Genomic DNA, 18,218 nt, shown 5'->3' with positions numbered 1-18,218 from the left:
TTCAGGGTTCCGAGGGGTCAGGTCTGCCGGAGTCGGGTCAGTTGCCGACGCGGCGGCGCAGGTCCTGGAACGAGGTGTAGTTGGCGATCGCCTCGATCCGTCCCGGCGGCGCCATCTGCACGGCCTCGTCCGGGGTCTCGCAGACCCGGAAGTCGAGACCGGCGACTTCGAGGCGTACCGCGAGGTCCAGCTTCCGGTCCCCGATGACGAAGATCGGATGGCCGGCCAGCCGGGTGTAGTCGACGTCCCACAGCCAGGAGGTGTCCGTGCCGTCCGCGCCACGGGCGTTGACGGCGAGGATGACCGGGGTCGGCGGCGGATCGATGAGGGAGAAGGTCTCCAGCCAGCCCGCGGGGTTCTTCGCGAGCAGCAGCCGCAGATCGCGGCCGAGGAACGACACCACGTCGTACCGGCCGGCCACGGCCTGCACCTGGTACATGCGCTCCAGCGCCACCTGCGGCGGGACCCCGAAGGTCGCCGCGACGGCGGCGGAGGTGGCGGCGTTCGCCTTGTTCGCGCGGCCGGGCAGCTGGAGGTGGATCGGCCAGGCGGAGCCGTGCGGGTCGAGGACATGGTCGCCGTGCAGCGCCCAGCTGGGGGGCGGCCTGCGGAATCCGCAGTCGCCGCAGAACCAGTCGTCGCCGGGGCGCTGCAGCACACCGCCGCAGGCGGGGCAGGACCAGGCGTCGTCCTTCCACTCCTGTCCGGCCGCGACCCAGACCACATTGGGCGAGGAGGAGGCGGCCCAGACGATCAGCGGGTCGTCGGCGTTGGCGACGACGACGGCCTTCGTACCGGCCAGGCCCTCGCGCCACTTCTCGGCGAGCATCCGGGTCTCCGCGGCGCGGTCGAGCTGGTCGCGGGAGAGGTTGAGCAGGGCGATCGCCTTGGGCGTCGTGTCCCGTGCCACCCCGGCGAGGTACTTCTCGTCGACCTCGATCACGCCGTACTTGGCGTCCGAACCGCCCGCGAGGGCCGAGGTGATGCCGGCCGGCATATTGGCGCCGAGAGCGTTGGAGACCACGGGCCCCGCGGCCCGCAGCGCCTCGGCGATCAGCCGCGTCGTGGTGGTCTTGCCATTGGTCGCCGACACGAGGATGACGTCGAGATGCTGCGCCAGCCGTCCCAGCAGATCGGGGTCGAGTCTGAGCGCGACCTTCCCGCCGATCACCGATCCGCTGCCGCGGCCCGCGGCGCGCGACACCGCCGCCGCGGCCTTGCCCGCCGTCACGGCCAGCTTGGCCCGCGGCGTCAGCGGGTCCGTGTTGCCTGACATCGCCTTGATCCTCCTTGCGTCGGTCCGTGGGTCAGCCTATCGAGATCCGGCCAGGGGCCCGAACCGCGGCACCGGGCAGAAGGCGGGGGTTACCACGGACCGTACCCTGACCGTCATGCGAAACCGTCCGATCCCCGGCAGTACCGGGCGAGTACGAGCCATGCGAATGCTCGGTGATCCCGTGCTGCACACCCCCTGCGAGCCCGTCACCGACTTCGGTCCCGCGCTCGCGGAACTGATCGAGGATCTCTTCGCGACGATGTACGCCGCCCGGGGGGTCGGGCTCGCCGCGAACCAGATCGGCGTGCCGCTCAGGGTGTTCGTCTACGACTGCCCGGACGACGAGGACGTCCGTCATCTCGGACACCTCGTCAACCCGCGGCTCACCGAGGCGGACGGGATCGTGCTGCGCGGCCCCGAGGGCTGTCTCTCGCTGCCCGGCCTGGAGGCGGGTACGGAGCGGTACGACCACGCCGTGGCCGAGGGCGTCACGGGGGACGGCGCGCCGGCGCGGGTCGAGGGCTCGGGGTTCTTCGCGCGCTGTCTCCAGCACGAGAGCGACCATCTGGAGGGCCTCGTCTATCCCGACCGGCTCTCCGGCCGGCGGCGCGCCAGGACGCTGCGGGCCGCGCGCAAGGCGTCCTGGGCCACCGGCCCGTACACCAGTCCGTAGCGCGCGGCGCCCGAGGGCCTCGCGGGCGCCGCGCGACTCCTCAGAAGCCCGGTCCGCCCGCGCGGTCGCCGACATCGGCCAGCCGCCCCCACAGCAGATCCGCCAGGCTGCGTACCAACTGCTCCCGCGAGCAGGGCCGTTCGCCCAGCCACCAGTCGCCCGCGCCGTGCATCATGCCGACGATGCCATGGCCCCAGACCCGGGAGAGCTGCTCGCTGTCGGGGCCGAGGTCGACCCGCTCCTCTATGACCTTGGCGAGTTCCTCGCCCAGGCGGCGCAGCAGCGGCGCGGAGTGACGGCCGACGTCGAAGCCCGCCTCGGGCAGCTGCGCGTCCTCGGCCGGATGCATCAGGAACCGGTACACCTGGGGCCGTGCCTCGATCGCGGCGAGATATGTGTCGAGCGTGGCCTCGACGCGCCGGCGCCGCTCGGCGGGGGCGTCGAGCGCGGTCCGCAGGGCGTCGAGCAGCGCGTCGGTGTGGCGCTTGGCGAGCGCGCGGTAGAGGCCGCCCTTGTCGCCGAAGTGGCGGTAGAGGATGGGTTTGGTGATGCCCGCCTCGGCGGCGATGGCGTTCATGGACGCTTGGGGTCCGTCCCTGAGCACCACGCGGTCGGCCGCCTCCAGAAGCTGGCGCCGCCGCGCCCGCGCCGACCGCTGCTGCTCGGCCTGCTGTGTGGTCTCCATAGGTCTGTCTCCCCGCCCCTGCGATTGCCTGACGCCCCGGCAACGTAACACCCTCTCCACCATCGACGCTGATCAGGCCGTGGCCCGTTGACATTTCCTACTTGTGGGTAACAGGCTAGGGTTACCGCAGGTAACAATGGCGACGGCTCAGCAGGTCGCGCAGTGCTGGAGGGAACATGGCCGAGTTCACGCTCGATCTCAACGACGACCAGAAGCAGATACGCGACTGGCTCCACGGCTTCGCCGCGGACGTCATCCGCCCGGCCGCCGCGGAGTGGGACGAGCGTGAGGAGACGCCGTGGCCGGTCATCCAGGAGGCCGCCAAGGCCGGCATCTACTCCCTGGACTTCTACGCCCAGCAGTTCTTCGACCCCACGGGCCTCGGCATCCCGATGGCCATGGAGGAACTGTTCTGGGGTGACGCGGGCATCGCCCTGTCCATCGTCGGCACGGGCCTCGCGGCCGTCGGCGTCCTCGCGAACGGTACCGAGGAGCAGATTGGCACCTGGATTCCGCAGATGTACGGCGACGCCGACGACGTGAAGGTCGCCGCCTTCTGCTCCTCGGAACCCGACGCGGGCTCCGACGTGGCCGCGATGCGCACCCGCGCCGTGTACGACGGGGCGAAGGACGAGTGGGTGCTCAACGGCACCAAGACCTGGGCGACCAACGGCGGGATCGCCCACGTCCATGTGGTGGTCGCCGTCGTCGACGGCGAACTGGGCTCCAAGGGCCACGCCTCCTTCATCGTCCCGCCCGGCACCCCCGGTCTCTCCCAGGGCCAGAAGTTCAAGAAGCACGGCATCCGCGCCTCCCACACCGCCGAAGTGGTCCTGGAGGACGTCAGGATCCCCGGCCACTGTCTGCTCGGCGGCAAGGAGAAGCTCGACGAACGGCTGGCGCGGGCCAGGGAGCGGGCCGGGGCGCCCGGCGGCGAGCGGGTGAAGAACGCCGCCATGGCCACCTTCGAGGCCTCGCGCCCGGCCGTCGGCGCGATGGCGGTGGGCACCGCGCGCGCGGCGTACGAGGTCGCCCTCGACTACGCGAAGACCCGCAGCCAGTTCGGCCGCCCGATCATCGACAACCAGGGCATAGCCTTCCAGCTGGCCGATATGCGCACCCGGATCGACGCCTCCCGGCTGCTGGTCTGGCGGGCTTCCTGGATGGCGGCCACGGGCAAGCCGTTCACCTCGGCCGAGGGCTCCATGTCCAAGCTGTACGCGAGCGAGACGGCGAAGAAGGTCACGGCGCGGGCCGTGCAGATCCTCGGCGGCAACGGCTTCACCCGTGAGTACCCGGTGGAGCGGATGCACCGCGACGCCGCGATCTACACGATCTTCGAGGGGACGAGCGAGATCCAGCGCCTGGTGATCGCGCGGACGCTGTCGGGGACGCCGATCCGGTAGCCGGTCCCCGCACAGCGGGACGGGCGGGGACCGGCCGCGGCGAACCGCCCTGACGCCTCGGCGGGAGGACGGTTCGGCCGCGCGGTCAGGAGACGTCGCCTCGTACGCCTTCACCGAACAGGCCGTCGGTGTAGGTGACGTACTTGGGCGTGAAGGTTCCCTTGCCCGTGACGGTACCGGTGATGTTCTCGCCGGGGGCGAGCTGGACCGTGTCGATCTGATCCTCGTCCGTGCCGAGTTCGGCGGTGTGCTTGCCGCCGCTGGTGTCCGTGATCGTGAAGTACAGAGGGTTCACCTCGATGTCCTTGTCACCTCCGTTGGCGATGGTGATCCGGACGCTGGTGTAGTCGCCTCCGTCGGCCAGGACGCTCTTCTTGAAGGCGACCTTCTTCGCCGTGACGGTCACCGGCGCGTCCTTGGCCGGCTCTGCCTCGACCGGCTTTTCCCCGGCCTCTTCGGCCTTCGCGTCCTCGGCCTCGCCGGACGGGGCGGCGTCCCGTGTGACGGCGGGGCCGCTGCCGGATGCCGAGCCCTCGTCGGTTCCGCCGAAGAGCGAGGCGAGGACGACGAGGACGACGAGGACTCCGATGACGCCGAGGCAGCTGAAACCGACGATCTTTCCCGTGCTCGGCTTCTTGGGCGCGGGCGGCTGCGGCTGGCCCCAACCGGGGTACTGCGGCTGCTGATACGACATGTGTCCCCCCTGGGCGGTTCGTGGAGCGATGACCGTAACGGGGGACTCGTGCGACAGGTGGCGGATGTACGGAACCAGTAGTCGAGTTGTGACCAAGGAGTGGAGGTGGCGTGGTGGCCGCCGGATCATGCGCGGCGCCGAGCGCACGCGCGGTCCGCTCGGCAGAGCCCCGGCACTGAACGGGCCCCTCCGGAGTCCGGAGGGGCCCGTGACCCGCTCGCCTGCCCGACGGCGGCTCAGGCCGGCAGCTGCGCCTCGATCGCCGCGACGACCTCCGGGGCATCCGGCTCCGTACGCGGCCGGATACGGCCGACGACCTCGCCCTTGGGGGAGATCAGGAACTTCTCGAAGTTCCACTGCACATCGCCGGCCTCGCCCTCGGAGTCGGCCGTCCTCGTCAGCTCCGTGTACAGCGCGTGGCGGGTCTCCCCGTTCACGTCCGTCTTCTCCAGCAGCGGGAACGTGACCCCGTACGTCGCCGAGCAGAACGTACCGATCTCCTCCGCGGTGCCGGGCTCCTGGCCCGCGAACTGGTTGCAGGGCACGCCGAGGACCGTGAAACCGCGGTCGCCGTACTGCTGCTGGAGCCGCTCCAGACCGGCGTACTGCGGAGTGAGACCGCACTTGGAGGCGACGTTCACCAGCAGCACGGCCTTGCCCTCGTACGCGGCCAGGGAGGTGGGCTCACCGGTCAGAGTGCGCAGCGGAATGTCGTACAGAGTCATCTGGATCTCCTCGGTATCCGGTGTTCTCAGCTCATTGTGGACCCGCGGATGACCACTCGGGCGGGCAGGGCTGGTACAGCTGGGACCGTGCAGGAATCACAGCGCCCCCCGGAGCTCCACGACGACCGGCTGCCCGGCACGGAACCGGACGACCCCGCGCGCCGGCTGGTCAGGTGCGGGATGTGCGGCAGGCCGCTCACCGGTACGGCATCGCGCCGTACCGGCCTCGGCCCCGCCTGCGACGCCAAACTCCATCCGCCCGCGCCGGACATCAGGACCCGGCGGCGCGAGGCCGAACAGGACCCGCTTCCGGGGATCTGAGACGGGCGGCGCTCCCCGTCCCCGCTGTCGCCGCTATCGCCGGGCGTCGTGGCGGCGGAACAGCCCCTCCTGCACCACCGACACCAGCAGCCGCCCCTCGCGGTCGTAGATACGGCCCCTGGCCAGCCCCCGGCCGCCCGTCGCGATCGGTGACTCCTGGTCGTAGAGGAACCACTCGTCGGCGCGGAACGGGCGGTGGAACCACATCGCGTGGTCCAGCGACGCCATGTCGAAGCCCCGCGGGCCCCACAGCGGCTCCACCGGGATGCGCACCGCGTCCAGCAGCGTCATGTCACTCGCGTACGTCAGCGCGCAGGTGTGCACCAGCGGGTCGTCGCCCAGCGTGCCCACCGCGCGCATCCAGACGGCGCTGCGCGCGTCCGCGCCCTCGATCTCCTCGCGCGTCCAGCGCAGCCGCTCCACGTATCTGATGTCGAACGGCTGGCGCCGTGCCATCCGCTCCAGCGGCTCGGGGAGTCGGCCCAGATGTTCCCGTACCTCCTCCGAGACCGTCGGCAGCGACTCGGGGTCGGGGAAGTCCAGCCGGGGCGGCAGCTGGTGCTCGAAGCCGCCCTCCTCGGGGTGGTGGAAGGAGGCCGTCAGATTGAAGATCGTGCGGCCCTGCTGCACGGCCGTGACGCGGCGCGTGGTGAACGACCGGCCGTCCCTGATCCGTTCGACCTGGTAGACGATCGGGACACCCGGGCGGCCCGGCCGCAGGAAGTACGCGTGCAGCGAGTGGACGGGGCGGTCCCCGTCCGTGGTCCGGCCGGCCGCGACCAGTGCCTGGCCCGCGACCTGCCCGCCGAAGACCCGTTGCAGGGACTCCTCGGGGCTTCGCCCGCGGAAGATGTCGACCTCGATCCGCTCCAGGTCGAGCAGATCGACCAGTCTCTCGGCGGGGTTTGTCATGGCGCTGTGTACTCCCGTTCTCGGTGCGGTGGTGCGGACCCCGGAGCCGGCCCGGGGCCTCGGAGCCGATCCACGGCTCTCAGAGCTGACCCACGGACGTGACACGCACCACCGCGAGCCCCTCCTCGTCGGAGGCCGCGAGATCGACCTCCGCGCTGATGCCCCAGTCATGATCGCCGTTCGGGTCGGCGAAGGTCTGCCGGACCCGCCACAGGCCGTGCGCCGGGTCCTCCTCGATGGAGAGCAGCTTCGGCCCCCGGGCATCGGGACCGGTGCCCAGGTCCTCGTACTCGTCCCAGTACGCGTCCATGGCCTCGCCCCACGCGTCCTCGTCCCAGCCCGACTCGGCGTCCAGCTCGCCCAGTTCGCGGACATGGTCCAGGGCGGCCAGCTCGACCCGGCGGAACATCGCGTTGCGCACGAGGACCCGGAAGGCGCGGGCGTTGGCCGTGACGGGCCTGACCTGGTCGGCCTTCTCCTGCGCCTGCTCGGCCGTCTCCACCTCGGGGTTGGCCAGCTGCTCCCACTCGTCGAGGAGACTGGAGTCGACCTGCCGGACCATCTCGCCGAGCCAGGCCGTGAGATCCTCCAGATCCTCCGACTTGAGATCGTCCGGAATGGTGTGTTCCAGCGCCTTGTACGCGCCCGCGAGATAGCGCAGCACGATGCCCTCGGTGCGGGCCAGCTCGTAGTGGGACGTGAACTCCGTGAAGGACAGCGCCCGTTCGTACATGTCGCGGATCACGGACTTCGGCGAGACCGGGTGGTCACCGACCCACGGATGGCTCGTGCGGTACGTGTTGTACGCGTGCACGAGCAGCTCTTCGAGCGGCTTGGGGTACGTGACCTCCTGGAGCCGCTCCATCCGCTCCTCGTACTCGACCCCGTCCGCCTTCATCGCGCCGATCGCCTCGCCGCGCGCCTTGTTCTGCTGGGCCGCGAGGATCTGCCGCGGATCGTCGAGCGTGGACTCGACGACGGAGACCATGTCCAGGGCGTACGACGGCGATTCGGGGTCCAGCAGCTCGAACGAGGCCAGCGCGAAGGTGGACAGCGGCTGGTTGAGCGCGAAGTCCTGCTGGAGATCGACGGTGAGCCGGACGATACGGCCCTCGGCGTCGGGGGTCGCCAGCCGCTCCACCACCCCGCCGTCCAGCAGCGAGCGGTAGATGGCGATGGCCCGGCGGATGTGCCGCAGCTGCTGCTTGCGCGGCTCGTGGTTGTCCTCCAGCAGATGGCGCATCGCCTCGAAGGCGTTGCCCGGCCGCGCGATGACCGACAGCAGCATGGTGTGAGTGACCCGGAAGCGGGAGGTCAGCGGCTCGGGATCGGAGCCGATGAGCTTCTCGAACGTGGTGTCCGACCAGGCCACAAAGCCCTCGGGGGCCTTCTTCCGCACCACCTTGCGGCGCTTCTTGGGGTCGTCGCCGGCCTTCGCGAGCGCCTTCTCGTTCTCCACGACATGCTCCGGCGCCTGCGCGACGACGAACCCCGCCGTATCGAACCCGGCGCGCCCCGCCCGGCCCGCGATCTGGTGGAACTCCCGGGCGCGCAGGGTGCGGACGCGGTTGCCGTCGTACTTGGTGAGCGCGGTGAACAGCACCGTACGGATGGGGACGTTGACACCGACCCCGAGCGTGTCCGTACCGCAGATGACCTTCAGCAGACCGGCCTGGGCGAGCTTCTCCACCAGCCGCCGGTACTTGGGCAGCATGCCCGCGTGGTGCACCCCGATGCCGTGGCGCACATAACGGGAGAGATTGCGGCCGAACTTGGTGGTGAAGCGGAAGTTGCCGATGAGATCGGCGATCCGGTCCTTCTCCTCGCGCGTGCACATGTTGATGCTCATCAGCGACTGCGCCCGCTCGACGGCGGCGGCCTGCGTGAAGTGCACGATGTAGACCGGCGCCTGCCTGGTCTCCAGCAGCTCGGTCAGTGTCTCGGTGATCGGGGTGAGGCGGTACTCGTACGACAGCGGGACCGGCCGGGTCGCCGACCGTACGACGGAGGTCGGCCGGCCCGTACGGCGGGTCAGGTCCTCCTCGAAGCGGGAGACGTCACCGAGCGTCGCCGACATCAGGATGAACTGCGCCTGCGGCAGCTCCAGGATGGGGATCTGCCAGGCCCAGCCGCGGTCCGGCTCGGCGTAGAAGTGGAACTCGTCCATCACCACCTGCCCGATATCGGCGTGCTTGCCGTCGCGCAGCGCGATGGAGGCCAGCACCTCGGCCGTACAGCAGATCACCGGGGCGTCGGCGTTGACGGAGGCGTCGCCGGTCAGCATGCCGACGTTCTCCGTGCCGAAGAGCTTGCACAGGTCGAAGAACTTCTCCGAGACCAGCGCCTTGATCGGCGCGGTGTAGAAGGTGACCTTGTCCTGCGCCAGCGCCGTGAAGTGCGCACCCGCCGCGACCAGGCTCTTTCCCGATCCGGTGGGGGTGGACAGGATCACGTTGGCCCCGGAGACCACCTCGATCAGCGCCTCCTCCTGAGCCGGATAGAGCGTGATGCCCTGGCCCTCGGCCCAGGAGGAGAAAGCCTCGAAGAGGGCATCGGGGTCGGCATCCGGCGGCAGCTGATCGATAAGGGTCACGCCCCCATCTTGCCTGCCTTCCGACCCGATCAGGGAACCGGACGGCAGGTCGAAGATCACGGACGATACGCTGGTCCGTCAACTGGGCTTCGCCACACTGGCCTTCACCACAACCGCACTGGGACGGGTACGACCATGATGGGACCGGCACACTCTCTGTCAGGGGCAGCGGCCTGGCTGGGGGTGGGTGCCGCCGCGGCCGCCGCCGGCCACACCATGCCGTGGCCCGTCCTGGTGGTCGGCGCGCTGATCACCGCAGGCGCCGCGCTCGCCCCCGACCTCGACCACAAGGCCGCGACCATATCCCGGGCGTTCGGGCCCATTTCCAAGGCGCTCTGCGAGATCGTCGACAAGCTGTCGTTCGCCGTCTACAAGGCGACCAGGAAGCCCGGAGACGCCCGCAGGACCGGCGGCCACCGCACGCTGACCCATACCTGGCTGTGGGCGGTCCTGATCGGCGGCGGTGCCTCGCTGATCGCGATCTCCGCAGGACGCTGGGGAGTGCTCGCGATCCTCTTCGTCCATCTGGTGCTCGCGGTGGAGGGCCTGCTGTGGCGGGCCGCCCGGGTCTCCAGCGATGTCCTGGTCTGGCTGCTCGGGGCGACCAGCGCCTGGATCCTGGCGGGCGTCCTGGACCAGCCCGGCAACGGCGCGGACTGGCTCTTCACCGCGCCGGGGCAGGAGTACCTCTGGCTCGGCCTGCCGATCGTCCTCGGCGCGCTGGTGCACGACCTCGGGGACGCGCTGACGGTGTCGGGCTGCCCGATCCTCTGGCCCATCCCGCTGGGCCGCAAGCGCTGGTACCCGATAGGCCCGCCGAAGGCCATGCGGTTCCGGGCCGGAAGCTGGGTGGAGCTGAAGGTGCTGATGCCGGTGTTTATGCTGCTGGGCGGGGTCGGCGGAGCGTCCGCCCTCAACCTGATCTGACCCGGCGGGGCATCGGCGGGGGCGGTTCCGTGCAGGCTCTCGGGCCTGTACGGGACCGCCCCCGCGCTCGTGTCAGCCGTGCCAGGAGCGCCACAGCGCGGCGTACGCGCCGTCCGCGGCCACCAGTTCGTCATGGCTGCCCAGCTCGCTGATCCGGCCCTCCTCGACCACCACGATCACATCCGCGTCATGCGCGGTGTGTAGCCGGTGGGCGATCGCCACGACCGTACGGCCGTCCAGGACGCGGGCCAGCGAACGCTCCAGATGCCGGGCCGCGCGCGGGTCCAGCAGCGAGGTCGCCTCGTCGAGCACCAGCGTGTGCGGGTCCGCGAGCACCAGCCGGGCCAGCGCGATCTGCTGGGCCTGGGCCGGGGTGAGCGCCGTACCGCCGGAACCGACCTCGGTGTCCAGGCCCTTGTCCAGCGCCCGCGCCCAGCCGTCCGCGTCGACCGCCGCCAGCGCGGCCCACAGCTCGGCGTCCTCCGCGCCCGTGCGCGCCAGCAGCAGATTGTCGCGCAGCGCGCCCACGAACACATGGTGTTCCTGGTTGACCAGGGCGACCTGCTCCCGTACCCGCTCGGCGGGCATCCTGGACAGCTCGGCGCCGCCCAGTGTGATCCGGCCCGTGCGCGGACCGTAGATGCCCGCGAGCAGCCGGCCCAGCGTCGACTTCCCGGCGCCGGAAGGACCGACCAGCGCGAGCCGGGTGCCCGGACTGACCTCCAGCGTCACCCGGTGCAGTACGTCGACGCCCTCGCGGTAGCCGAAGTGCACCCGGTCGGCGCTGACGTCCCGCCCGTCGGGGATCACCGACGCGTCGCCCGCGTCCGGCTCGATGTCCCGTACCCCCACCAGCCGGGCGATGGAGACCTGCGCGACCTGGAGTTCGTCGTACCAGCGCAGGATGATGCCGACGGGTTCCACCAGCATCTGGGCGAGGAGCGCGCCCGTCGTCAGCTCCCCGACGGTGATCCAGCCCTGGAGGACGAAGACCCCGCCGATCACCAGCACCGCCAGGAAGATCGTCGTATGGGTGACGTTGATGACGGGGAACAGCACGGAGCGCAGCCAGAGCGTGTACCGCTCCCAGGCCGTCCACTCCTTGATCCGCCGCTCCGACAGCTCCACCCGGCGCCGGCCGAGGCGGTGCGACTCCACGGTCCGGCCCGCGTCGACGGTCTCGGCGAGCATGGCCGCGACGGCCGCGTACCCGGCGGCCTCCGAGCGGTAGGCGGAGGGCGCGCGCTTGAAGTACCAGCGGCAGCCGACGACCAGCAGCGGCACCGCGAGCAGTACCGCGAGCGCCAGTGGCGGCGCGGTCACCGTCAGCGCGCCGATCAGCAGCCCCGCCCAGACGAGGCCGATCGCCAGCTGCGGCACGGCCTCGCGCATCGCGTTGGCCAGCCGGTCGATGTCGGTGGTGATCCGGGACAGCAGATCGCCGGTCCCGGCCCGCTCCAGCACACCGGGCGGCAGCCCGACGGACCTGACGAGGAAGTCCTCCCGCAGATCCGCGAGCATCTCCTCGCCGAGCATCGCCGCGCGCAGCCGCATCATCCGTACGAAGACGGTCTGGACGACCAGCGCGATCGCGAACAGCGCGGCGGTGCGCTCAAGATGCAGCTCGCGCGCGCCGTCGGAGAGCTTCTCGACGATGTCGCCGAGCAGATACGGGCCGACCATCGAGGCGATCACGGAGACCGTGTTGACCGAGATCAGCAGGATGAACGGTTTCCGGTGCCTGCGCAGCAGCTCGCCCACATAGGCGCGTACGGTCGCGGGCGTCCCGACGGGCAGGGTCGTCGCCGACTCCGGCGCCGCCGGGTCGTACGCCGGAGGGGCCACGCCGATCATGCTGTTTCCTCGATCTCTTCCCGTGCCCGCGCTGCCGCCGGCGCCATGACATGTCTCTGTTCGTCCTCGGTCTCGCGGGTGACGACCGCCCGGTAGCCGGGATCGTTCCGTACCAGCTCGCGGTGGAGACCCACCGCGGAGACCTGGCCCTCATGGATGAACACCACGCGGTCCGCGTGGTCGAGCAGCAGCGGCGAGGACGCGAACACCACGGTCGTACGGCCGGCCCGCAGCTCCTTCACGCTCTGGGCGATCCGGGCCTCCGTGTGCGAGTCCACGGCGGAGGTCGGCTCGTCGAGCACCAGCACCTCCGGGTCGGTCACCAGCGAACGGGCCAGCGCCAGCCGCTGGCGCTGGCCACCGGAGAGCGACCGGCCGCGCTCGGTGATCCGGGACCGCATCGGGTCGCCGCTGCCGTCCACCGACGCCTGGGCGAGCGCGTCGAGGACATCGCCGCACTGGGCCGCGGCCAGCGCCTTCTCCGGATCGACCGCGCCGGAGGACGGCACGTCCAGCAGCTCCCTGAGCGTCCCCGACAACAGCACCGGGTCCTTGTCCTGTACGAGGACGACGGCCCGCGCCGCGTCCAGCGGGAGATCGTCCAGCGCCACCCCGCCGAGCAGCACGGACGCGCTCTTCTCCTCGGCGGCGGCATGGCCCCCGAGGCGCTCGGCGAGCCGCCCCGCCGCGTCCGGGTCTCCGCACACCACGGCGGTCAGCAGCCCGGACGGGGCGCGCAGTCCGGTGGCGGGGTCGTAGAGATCCCCTGTCGGCCGGGCGTCGTCCAGCCCGCCGCGCTCGTCCTCGAACGCGGTCCGTTCCAGGGAGAGCACCCGGGCCGCGCGCTTGGCGGAGGGCCGGGAGAAGGAGTACGCCATGGCGATCTCCTCGAAGTGCCGCAGCGGGAAGAGCAGCAGCGTCACCGCGCTGTAGACGGTCACCAGACCGCCGACGTCGATCCTGCCGTCCAGCACGAGCCGTGCTCCGGACCAGATGACCGAGATCAGCATGAGGCCCGGCAGCAGTACCTGGATCGCCGAGATCAGCGACCACATGCGGGCGCTGCGCACGGCGGCCTTGCGTACCTCCTGCGAGGCGGCGCGGTAGCGGCCGAGGAACAGCTCCTCGCCGCCGATGCCGCGCAGCACGCGCAGCCCCGCGACGGTGTCCGAGGCCAGTTCGGTGGCCTTGCCCGCCTTCTCGCGCTGGACGTCGGCCCGTTGGGCGGCGCGGGGGAGCAGCGGCAGCACGGCGAGGGCGAGGACCGGCACACCGACCGCGACCAGCGTCCCCAGCTCCGGCAGATACAGCACCAGCCCGACACAGATCAGCACGATCGCGATGACGGCGGCCAGGAAGCGCGAGAGCGCCTCCACGAACCAGCCGATCTTCTCGACGTCGCCGGTAGAGACGGCGACCACCTCACCGGCGGCAACCCGGCGGGTCAGCGCGGCGCCGAGCTGGGCGGTCTTGCGGGCCAGCAGCTGCTGGACGCGGGCGGCGGCGGTGATCCAGTTGGTGACGGCCGTGCGGTGCAGCATGGTGTCGCCGACCGAGATGGCGGCGCCGCACAGCGCGATGAAGCCGCCGGCGAACGCGAGCCGGCCGCCGGAGCGGTCGATCACCGCCTGGACGGCGAGCCCGGCGCCCACCGACAGCCCGCCGATGCCCGCGAAGTGCAGCAGGCCCCAGCACACGGCCTTGATCTGTCCGCCCAGCTGACTACGTCCGAGCCACAGCAGGAACCGGGGGCCCGACGTGGCATCGGGCACCCCTGGATCGGGATACGGAAGGTCGCGAATCTGCATGATGTCCCATGACTCGTGGAGTGGCCCAAACCGTGCAAGGTTCGCCTTATTGGCGTGCCCGGGGCAATGGGTTTTCCACGGAAAGAGCCAGATCGAGCCAGCGGGAGGGGTACGAGGAGGGGCTGAGGGGGCGTGACGGGGCAGCGGGGGGGGGGGGGGGGGGGGGGGGGGGGGGCCCCCCCCCCCCCCCCCCCCCCGCCCCTCCGGGGTCCCGGTCACTCCTCGGGTCTGTCGGAGTCCACCCCGGGCCGGGCTTTACGCCATTCGCCGCGTGTGAAGTCGGGGATCCGCTGCGGGGCTCCGTTCGCCTTGAGCGACGCGTGGCTGAGCGGCACCGGCGCGGTCCAGGTCGCCGCGTCGTACACGTCGAAGTCGGGCACGAGTCCCAGCCGGACGCACTGCATCAGCCGGAAGACCATGATGTAGTCCATCCCGCCATGGCCGCCGGGCGGATCGGCGTGCTCCTTCCAGAGCCAGTGGTCCCAGTCCGCGTACTTCCCGAAATCGCCCCAGGCGTCATCGGTATGGTCCGGCTCGATGTAGATGCGCTCGGGATAGTCCTCGAACACACCCTTGGTGCCGCCGAGACTGTTGATCCTGCTGTACGGGTGTGGCGTCGACACATCGTGCTCCAGCCGGATGACCCGGCCCTTCGCAGTCCTGACCAGACTGATGGTCCGGTCGCTCTCGATGTACGTCTCCTTCCAGCTCGGGTCTCCGGGCGGCATATGGGCGGCGCGGTACTCGGCGAGCCCGAGCGCGGGCGTGCCGACGCTGGTGATGGAGACCGCGCGGTCGCCACGGTTGACGTCCATGTAGTTGGCGACCGGGCCGAAGCCGTGGTTGGGGTAGAGATCGCCGCGCAGCCGGGTGTGCCAGAGCCGGCGCCAGGGCCCCTCGTAGTAGTCGGGGTCGAACATCAGGCCGCGCAGATCGTGGTTGTAGGCGCCCGCGCCGTGCAGCAGTTCCCCGAACTTGCCCGCGTGGGCCATGCGCAGGACCCGCATCTCGTTCTTCCCGTAACAGCAGTTCTCCAGCTGCATGCAGTGCCGCCGGGTGCGTTCGGAGAGATCGACGAGCTGCCACAGCTCGTCGAGGCGCATGGCGACCGGACACTCCACCCCGACGTGCTTGCCGTTCAGCATCGCCGACTTGGCCATCTCGAAGTGGAAGTCCCAGGGCGTGGCCACATAGACGAAGTCGAGGTCCCCGCGCGCGCAGAGGTTCTCGTAGTCGTCCTCGCCGTTGGTGTAGACGGCGGGCGCGGGCTGGCCGGCGCGCACCACCTTCGCCGCGGCGCTCTCGGTCTTCGCCTTCACCGGGTCGCAGAGTGCGACGACCCGGACGCCCGGGACGGCGAGGAAGAGGTCGATCATGCTGCCGCCGCGGTTGCCGAGGCCGATGATGCCGACCCGTACTGTCGTACGGCGTTCGAACGGGACTCCGGCCATGGTGCGGCCCTTGCGCGGCGGCGCCGAGGAGTCGGCGGACACGGCGGATTCCGCCGCTCCGGCGGCCGCGGCGGGCCCGGCCGCGGCCGCGGTGCCGGTGCCGAGCGCGGAGAGGCCGAGCCCGGCGCCCGCCACGCCCGCCGTGGTCCGCAGGACCGAGCGGCGGCTGACCTCTCCGTGGGCTGTCTCGTCACTGGCGGATGTGTCTTCCGTACCGGGGTTCTCCGGTGCTGCGTCGTGCATCGACCCTCCAAGGGGGAGTTGACGTGCGCGGCTGGTGACTGAACCTCGGAAAGGACCTTGGCCGCCGACGCGGGCGATGCGCAAGGTGATACGCAAGGGTCCGATTGGACTCTTGGGAACGGACTGTTGGACTTCTTCCGCCCGGACTTCTTCCGCCTTCTTCCGCGCCGCGGTCAGCAGCGGCGCTCGGGGCCGCCGTCGACCAGCGTCGAGAGCAGCCCGCCGAGAACCTCGCGCTGCTCGGCCGCGAGCGGGGCCAGGACCTCCTCGGCGGCCGACCTGCGGGCCACGCGCAGGGCCCGCAGCGTGGCCCGGCCGGTGTCGGTCAGCTCGATACGGATCACGCGCCGGTTGGTCGGATCGGGGACGCGGCGCACCGAGCCGCTCGCCTCCAGACCGTCGACCAGGGAGGTCACGGCCCGGGGCACCACTTCGAGCCGCTGGGCCAGGTCGGCCATGCGCGGCGGCGTGTCGTAGGACGCGACGGTGCGCAGCAGCCTGGCCTGCGCGGGAGTGATGCCGATCGGCTCCAACTGCCGCTTCTGGATGCGGTGGAGCCTGCGGGTCAGCCGTAGGAGCTGCTCCGCCAGCAGGCCGTCGGCGTCGGGGGAGTTCATGGCGGAATAATATCAGGACTATGGTCATTGTGAACATAGGTAACAGTGAGCTATGCTCGGCGAGCCGCGCGGGTACGCCCGTACCCGCGCGCCTCCGCCGGAGTCCCTCAGCCATCGAAGGAGCCCATGAAACCCGAACACCCGACGTGGACACCCTCGTCCCACCCCGGTGATCCGGGGCAGCCGGAGCCGCCCGCCCAGTTGCGGCGCATCTTCGGCCTCTTCCGTCCCTACCGCGGCCGGCTCGCGCTCGTCGGGCTGCTCGTCGGCGCGTCCTCGCTGGTCACGGTCGCCTCGCCGTTCATGCTGCGCGAGATCCTCGATACCGCCATCCCGCAGGGCCGTACCGGACTGCTCAGTCTGCTCGCCCTCGGCATGATCCTCACGGCCGTCGTCAACAGCGTCTTCGGCGTGCTCCAGACGCTGATATCGACCACGGTCGGCCAGCGGGTCATGCACGATCTGCGCACCGGCGTCTACGGCCGCCTCCAGCGCATGCCGCTCGCCTTCTTCACCAAGACCAGGACCGGCGAGGTCCAGTCCCGGATCGCCAATGACATCGGCGGTATGCAGGCGACCGTCACCTCCACCGCGACCTCCCTGGTCTCCAACCTCACGGCCGTCGTCGCCTCGGTCGTCGCGATGCTCGCCCTGGACTGGCGGCTCACCGCCGTCTCGATGGCGCTGCTGCCGGTGTTCGTCTGGATCAGCCGCCGCGTCGGCCGCGAGCGCAAGAAGATCACCACGGACCGTCAGCGGCACATGGCGACCATGGCCGCCACCGTCACCGAATCGCTCTCGGTGAGCGGCATCCTCCTCGGCCGCACGATGGGGCGGGCCGACTCGCTCACCAAGTCGTTCGCGGACGAGTCCGAGCGGCTGGTCGGCCTGGAGGTGCGCTCCAACATGGCGGGCCGGTGGCGGATGTCGACCATCGGCATCGTCATGGCCGCCATGCCCGCCCTGATCTACTGGGCCGCGGGCATCGCGCTGAACGCCGGCGGCACGGCCGTCTCCATCGGTACGCTCGTCGCCTTCGTCTCACTGCAGCAGGGCCTGTTCCGGCCCGCCGTGAGCCTGCTCTCCACCGGTGTGGACATGCAGACGTCGCTCGCCCTCTTCCAGCGCATCTTCGAGTACCTCGATCTGCCCGTCGACATCACCGAGCCGGAAAAGCCGGTCAGGCTCGACACGATCCGCGGTGAAGTGCGGTTCGAGGACGTCGACTTCAGCTACGACGACAAGGGGCGGCCGACGCTGCGGGGGATCGATCTGACGGTCCCGTCCGGCGGCAGCCTCGCCGTCGTCGGCCCCACGGGCTCCGGAAAATCGACCCTGAGCTATCTCGTACCCCGGTTGTACGACGTGACCGGCGGCCGGGTCCTGCTCGACGGCGTGGACGTACGCGACCTGGACTTCGACACGCTCGCGCGGGCCGTCGGCGTGGTCTCGCAGGAGACGTATCTGTTCCATGCCTCGGTGGCGGACAACCTGCGCTTCGCCAAGCCGGAAGCCACCGACGAGGAGATCGAGGCGGCCGCCAGAGCCGCCCAGATACACGACCACATCAGCTCGCTCCCCGACGGCTACGGGACGCTGGTCGGCGAGCGCGGATACCGGTTCTCCGGCGGCGAGAAGCAGCGGCTCGCGATCGCCCGCACCATCCTGCGGGACCCGCCCGTGCTGATCCTCGACGAGGCCACCAGCGCACTCGACACCCGTACCGAACACGCGGTGCAGCAGGCCATCGACGCGCTCTCCGAGGGGCGTACCACCCTCACCATCGCGCACCGGCTCTCGACCGTGCGCGACGCGGACCAGATCGTGGTCCTCGACGCGGGCGGGATCGCGGAGCGGGGCACCCATGACGAGCTGATCGAGCAGGACGGCCGCTATGCCGCCCTGGTACGCAGGGACAGCCGGCCGTCGGCACAGCAGCCGGAGCCGGCCGAGGAACTGGCGTCGGTCTCGCCCTGACCCGGCAGTGCCGCCACCCCCGTGGGGCAGGGGAGCGACGGCACGGTTGGGACGGC

General features: G+C 70.9%; 15 protein-coding genes. 5 read left to right on the top strand and 10 right to left on the bottom strand.

Translation table 11 applies throughout. The features are described 5' to 3' along the window. Nucleotides 1-37: 37 nt before the first annotated feature. Complete coding sequence (locus ACZ7LS_RS28655; RefSeq protein ID WP_382526066.1) at nt 38-1,276, bottom strand: Mur ligase family protein; 1,239 nt, start codon at nt 1,274-1,276, stop codon at nt 38-40. A gap of 115 nt (nt 1,277-1,391) precedes the next feature. Here ACZ7LS_RS28655 and def point away from each other — a divergent pair, with 115 nt between their 5' ends. Continuing rightward, nucleotides 1,392-1,949 (top strand): peptide deformylase, encoded by a 558-nt coding sequence (def, locus tag ACZ7LS_RS28650; protein ID WP_382526064.1) that lies wholly within the window; start codon nt 1,392-1,394, stop codon nt 1,947-1,949. 40 nt (nt 1,950-1,989) lie between these two features. Here the strand turns inward: def and ACZ7LS_RS28645 are convergent, their stop codons facing one another. After that, nucleotides 1,990-2,634 carry a TetR/AcrR family transcriptional regulator gene (locus tag ACZ7LS_RS28645; RefSeq protein ID WP_356517042.1) on the bottom strand — a complete coding sequence of 215 codons (645 nt, stop codon included), beginning with the start codon at nt 2,632-2,634 and terminating at the stop codon, nt 1,990-1,992. 176 nt (nt 2,635-2,810) lie between these two features. On the opposite strand from ACZ7LS_RS28645, the gene ACZ7LS_RS28640 reads away from it, so the two are divergent. Then, nucleotides 2,811-4,040: an acyl-CoA dehydrogenase family protein gene (locus ACZ7LS_RS28640; protein WP_385133942.1), complete on the top strand. Its 1,230-nt coding sequence runs from the start codon at nt 2,811-2,813 to the stop codon at nt 4,038-4,040. 85 nt (nt 4,041-4,125) lie between these two features. Here ACZ7LS_RS28640 and ACZ7LS_RS28635 read toward each other — a convergent pair whose 3' ends face one another. Both ACZ7LS_RS28635 and ACZ7LS_RS28630 read right to left on the bottom strand, forming a co-directional pair. Then, on the bottom strand, nt 4,126-4,734 hold the full coding sequence (locus ACZ7LS_RS28635; RefSeq protein WP_385133940.1) for a DUF4352 domain-containing protein: 609 nt from the start codon (nt 4,732-4,734) through the stop codon (nt 4,126-4,128). A gap of 236 nt (nt 4,735-4,970) precedes the next feature. Next, nucleotides 4,971-5,459, bottom strand: a complete 489-nt coding sequence (locus tag ACZ7LS_RS28630; protein ID WP_382526058.1) for a glutathione peroxidase — start codon at nt 5,457-5,459, stop codon at nt 4,971-4,973. A 129-nt stretch (nt 5,460-5,588) separates the two neighbouring features. Between ACZ7LS_RS28630 and ACZ7LS_RS28625 the strand changes: the two genes are divergently transcribed. Beyond that, nucleotides 5,589-5,780, top strand: coding sequence for a DUF6011 domain-containing protein (locus ACZ7LS_RS28625; RefSeq protein ID WP_382526213.1), 192 nt, complete (start codon nt 5,589-5,591; stop codon nt 5,778-5,780). A 33-nt stretch (nt 5,781-5,813) separates the two neighbouring features. Here the strand turns inward: ACZ7LS_RS28625 and ACZ7LS_RS28620 are convergent, their stop codons facing one another. Together ACZ7LS_RS28620 and ACZ7LS_RS28615 are read right to left on the bottom strand one after the other, a co-directional pair. Continuing rightward, a complete protein-coding gene (locus tag ACZ7LS_RS28620) occupies nt 5,814-6,692 on the bottom strand; it encodes an acyl-CoA thioesterase (RefSeq protein WP_382526056.1) in 879 nt (292 codons plus the stop codon). A 79-nt stretch (nt 6,693-6,771) separates the two neighbouring features. Continuing rightward, entirely contained in the window at nt 6,772-9,345 is a 2,574-nt protein-coding gene (locus tag ACZ7LS_RS28615; protein WP_382526054.1) for a DEAD/DEAH box helicase, read from the bottom strand. A gap of 75 nt (nt 9,346-9,420) precedes the next feature. Between ACZ7LS_RS28615 and ACZ7LS_RS28610 the strand changes: the two genes are divergently transcribed. Then, nucleotides 9,421-10,212, top strand: coding sequence for a metal-dependent hydrolase (locus tag ACZ7LS_RS28610; protein ID WP_382672232.1), 792 nt, complete (start codon nt 9,421-9,423; stop codon nt 10,210-10,212). A gap of 72 nt (nt 10,213-10,284) precedes the next feature. Here the strand turns inward: ACZ7LS_RS28610 and ACZ7LS_RS28605 are convergent, their stop codons facing one another. The 4 genes from ACZ7LS_RS28605 to ACZ7LS_RS28590 all read right to left on the bottom strand — a co-directional run bounded on the left by ACZ7LS_RS28605 (nt 10,285) and on the right by ACZ7LS_RS28590 (nt 16,185). Then, nucleotides 10,285-12,066, bottom strand: coding sequence for an ABC transporter ATP-binding protein (locus ACZ7LS_RS28605; protein ID WP_382526050.1), 1,782 nt, complete (start codon nt 12,064-12,066; stop codon nt 10,285-10,287). Continuing rightward, the gene (locus ACZ7LS_RS28600) at nt 12,063-13,874 is read right to left on the bottom strand and encodes an ABC transporter transmembrane domain-containing protein (RefSeq protein ID WP_385133935.1); all 1,812 of its coding nucleotides are present in this window, start codon (nt 13,872-13,874) and stop codon (nt 12,063-12,065) included. The genes ACZ7LS_RS28605 and ACZ7LS_RS28600 overlap by 4 nt, the downstream gene beginning before the upstream one ends. Before the next feature lie 215 nt (nt 13,875-14,089). Then, a complete protein-coding gene (locus tag ACZ7LS_RS28595) occupies nt 14,090-15,568 on the bottom strand; it encodes a Gfo/Idh/MocA family protein (RefSeq protein ID WP_382526046.1) in 1,479 nt (492 codons plus the stop codon). 173 nt (nt 15,569-15,741) lie between these two features. After that, complete coding sequence (locus ACZ7LS_RS28590; protein WP_382526044.1) at nt 15,742-16,185, bottom strand: MarR family winged helix-turn-helix transcriptional regulator; 444 nt, start codon at nt 16,183-16,185, stop codon at nt 15,742-15,744. 126 nt (nt 16,186-16,311) lie between these two features. Between ACZ7LS_RS28590 and ACZ7LS_RS28585 the strand changes: the two genes are divergently transcribed. Further along, entirely contained in the window at nt 16,312-18,162 is a 1,851-nt protein-coding gene (locus ACZ7LS_RS28585) for an ABC transporter ATP-binding protein (protein WP_385133932.1), read from the top strand. Nucleotides 18,163-18,218 lie beyond the last annotated feature (56 nt).

The organism is Streptomyces sp. NPDC039430 (assembly GCF_055639435.1).
This window is presented reverse-complemented; position numbering and strand designations above follow the sequence as displayed.

Bases quoted from the DNA above. Each gene is read 5' to 3' on its own strand.
- ACZ7LS_RS28595 (WP_382526046.1), bottom strand. From the start codon at position 15,568: ATGCACGACGCAGCACCGGAGAACCCCGGTACGGAAGACACATCCGCC.
- ACZ7LS_RS28600 (WP_385133935.1), bottom strand. From the start codon at position 13,874: ATGCAGATTCGCGACCTTCCGTATCCCGATCCAGGGGTGCCCGATGCC.
- ACZ7LS_RS28630 (WP_382526058.1), bottom strand. From the start codon at position 5,459: ATGACTCTGTACGACATTCCGCTGCGCACTCTGACCGGTGAGCCCACC.
- ACZ7LS_RS28620 (WP_382526056.1), bottom strand. From the start codon at position 6,692: ATGACAAACCCCGCCGAGAGACTGGTCGATCTGCTCGACCTGGAGCGG.
- ACZ7LS_RS28655 (WP_382526066.1), bottom strand. From the start codon at position 1,276: ATGTCAGGCAACACGGACCCGCTGACGCCGCGGGCCAAGCTGGCCGTG.
- def (WP_382526064.1), top strand. From the start codon at position 1,392: ATGCGAAACCGTCCGATCCCCGGCAGTACCGGGCGAGTACGAGCCATG.
- ACZ7LS_RS28635 (WP_385133940.1), bottom strand. From the start codon at position 4,734: ATGTCGTATCAGCAGCCGCAGTACCCCGGTTGGGGCCAGCCGCAGCCG.
- ACZ7LS_RS28605 (WP_382526050.1), bottom strand. From the start codon at position 12,066: ATGATCGGCGTGGCCCCTCCGGCGTACGACCCGGCGGCGCCGGAGTCG.
- ACZ7LS_RS28585 (WP_385133932.1), top strand. From the start codon at position 16,312: ATGAAACCCGAACACCCGACGTGGACACCCTCGTCCCACCCCGGTGAT.
- ACZ7LS_RS28590 (WP_382526044.1), bottom strand. From the start codon at position 16,185: ATGAACTCCCCCGACGCCGACGGCCTGCTGGCGGAGCAGCTCCTACGG.
- ACZ7LS_RS28645 (WP_356517042.1), bottom strand. From the start codon at position 2,634: ATGGAGACCACACAGCAGGCCGAGCAGCAGCGGTCGGCGCGGGCGCGG.
- ACZ7LS_RS28640 (WP_385133942.1), top strand. From the start codon at position 2,811: ATGGCCGAGTTCACGCTCGATCTCAACGACGACCAGAAGCAGATACGC.
- ACZ7LS_RS28610 (WP_382672232.1), top strand. From the start codon at position 9,421: ATGATGGGACCGGCACACTCTCTGTCAGGGGCAGCGGCCTGGCTGGGG.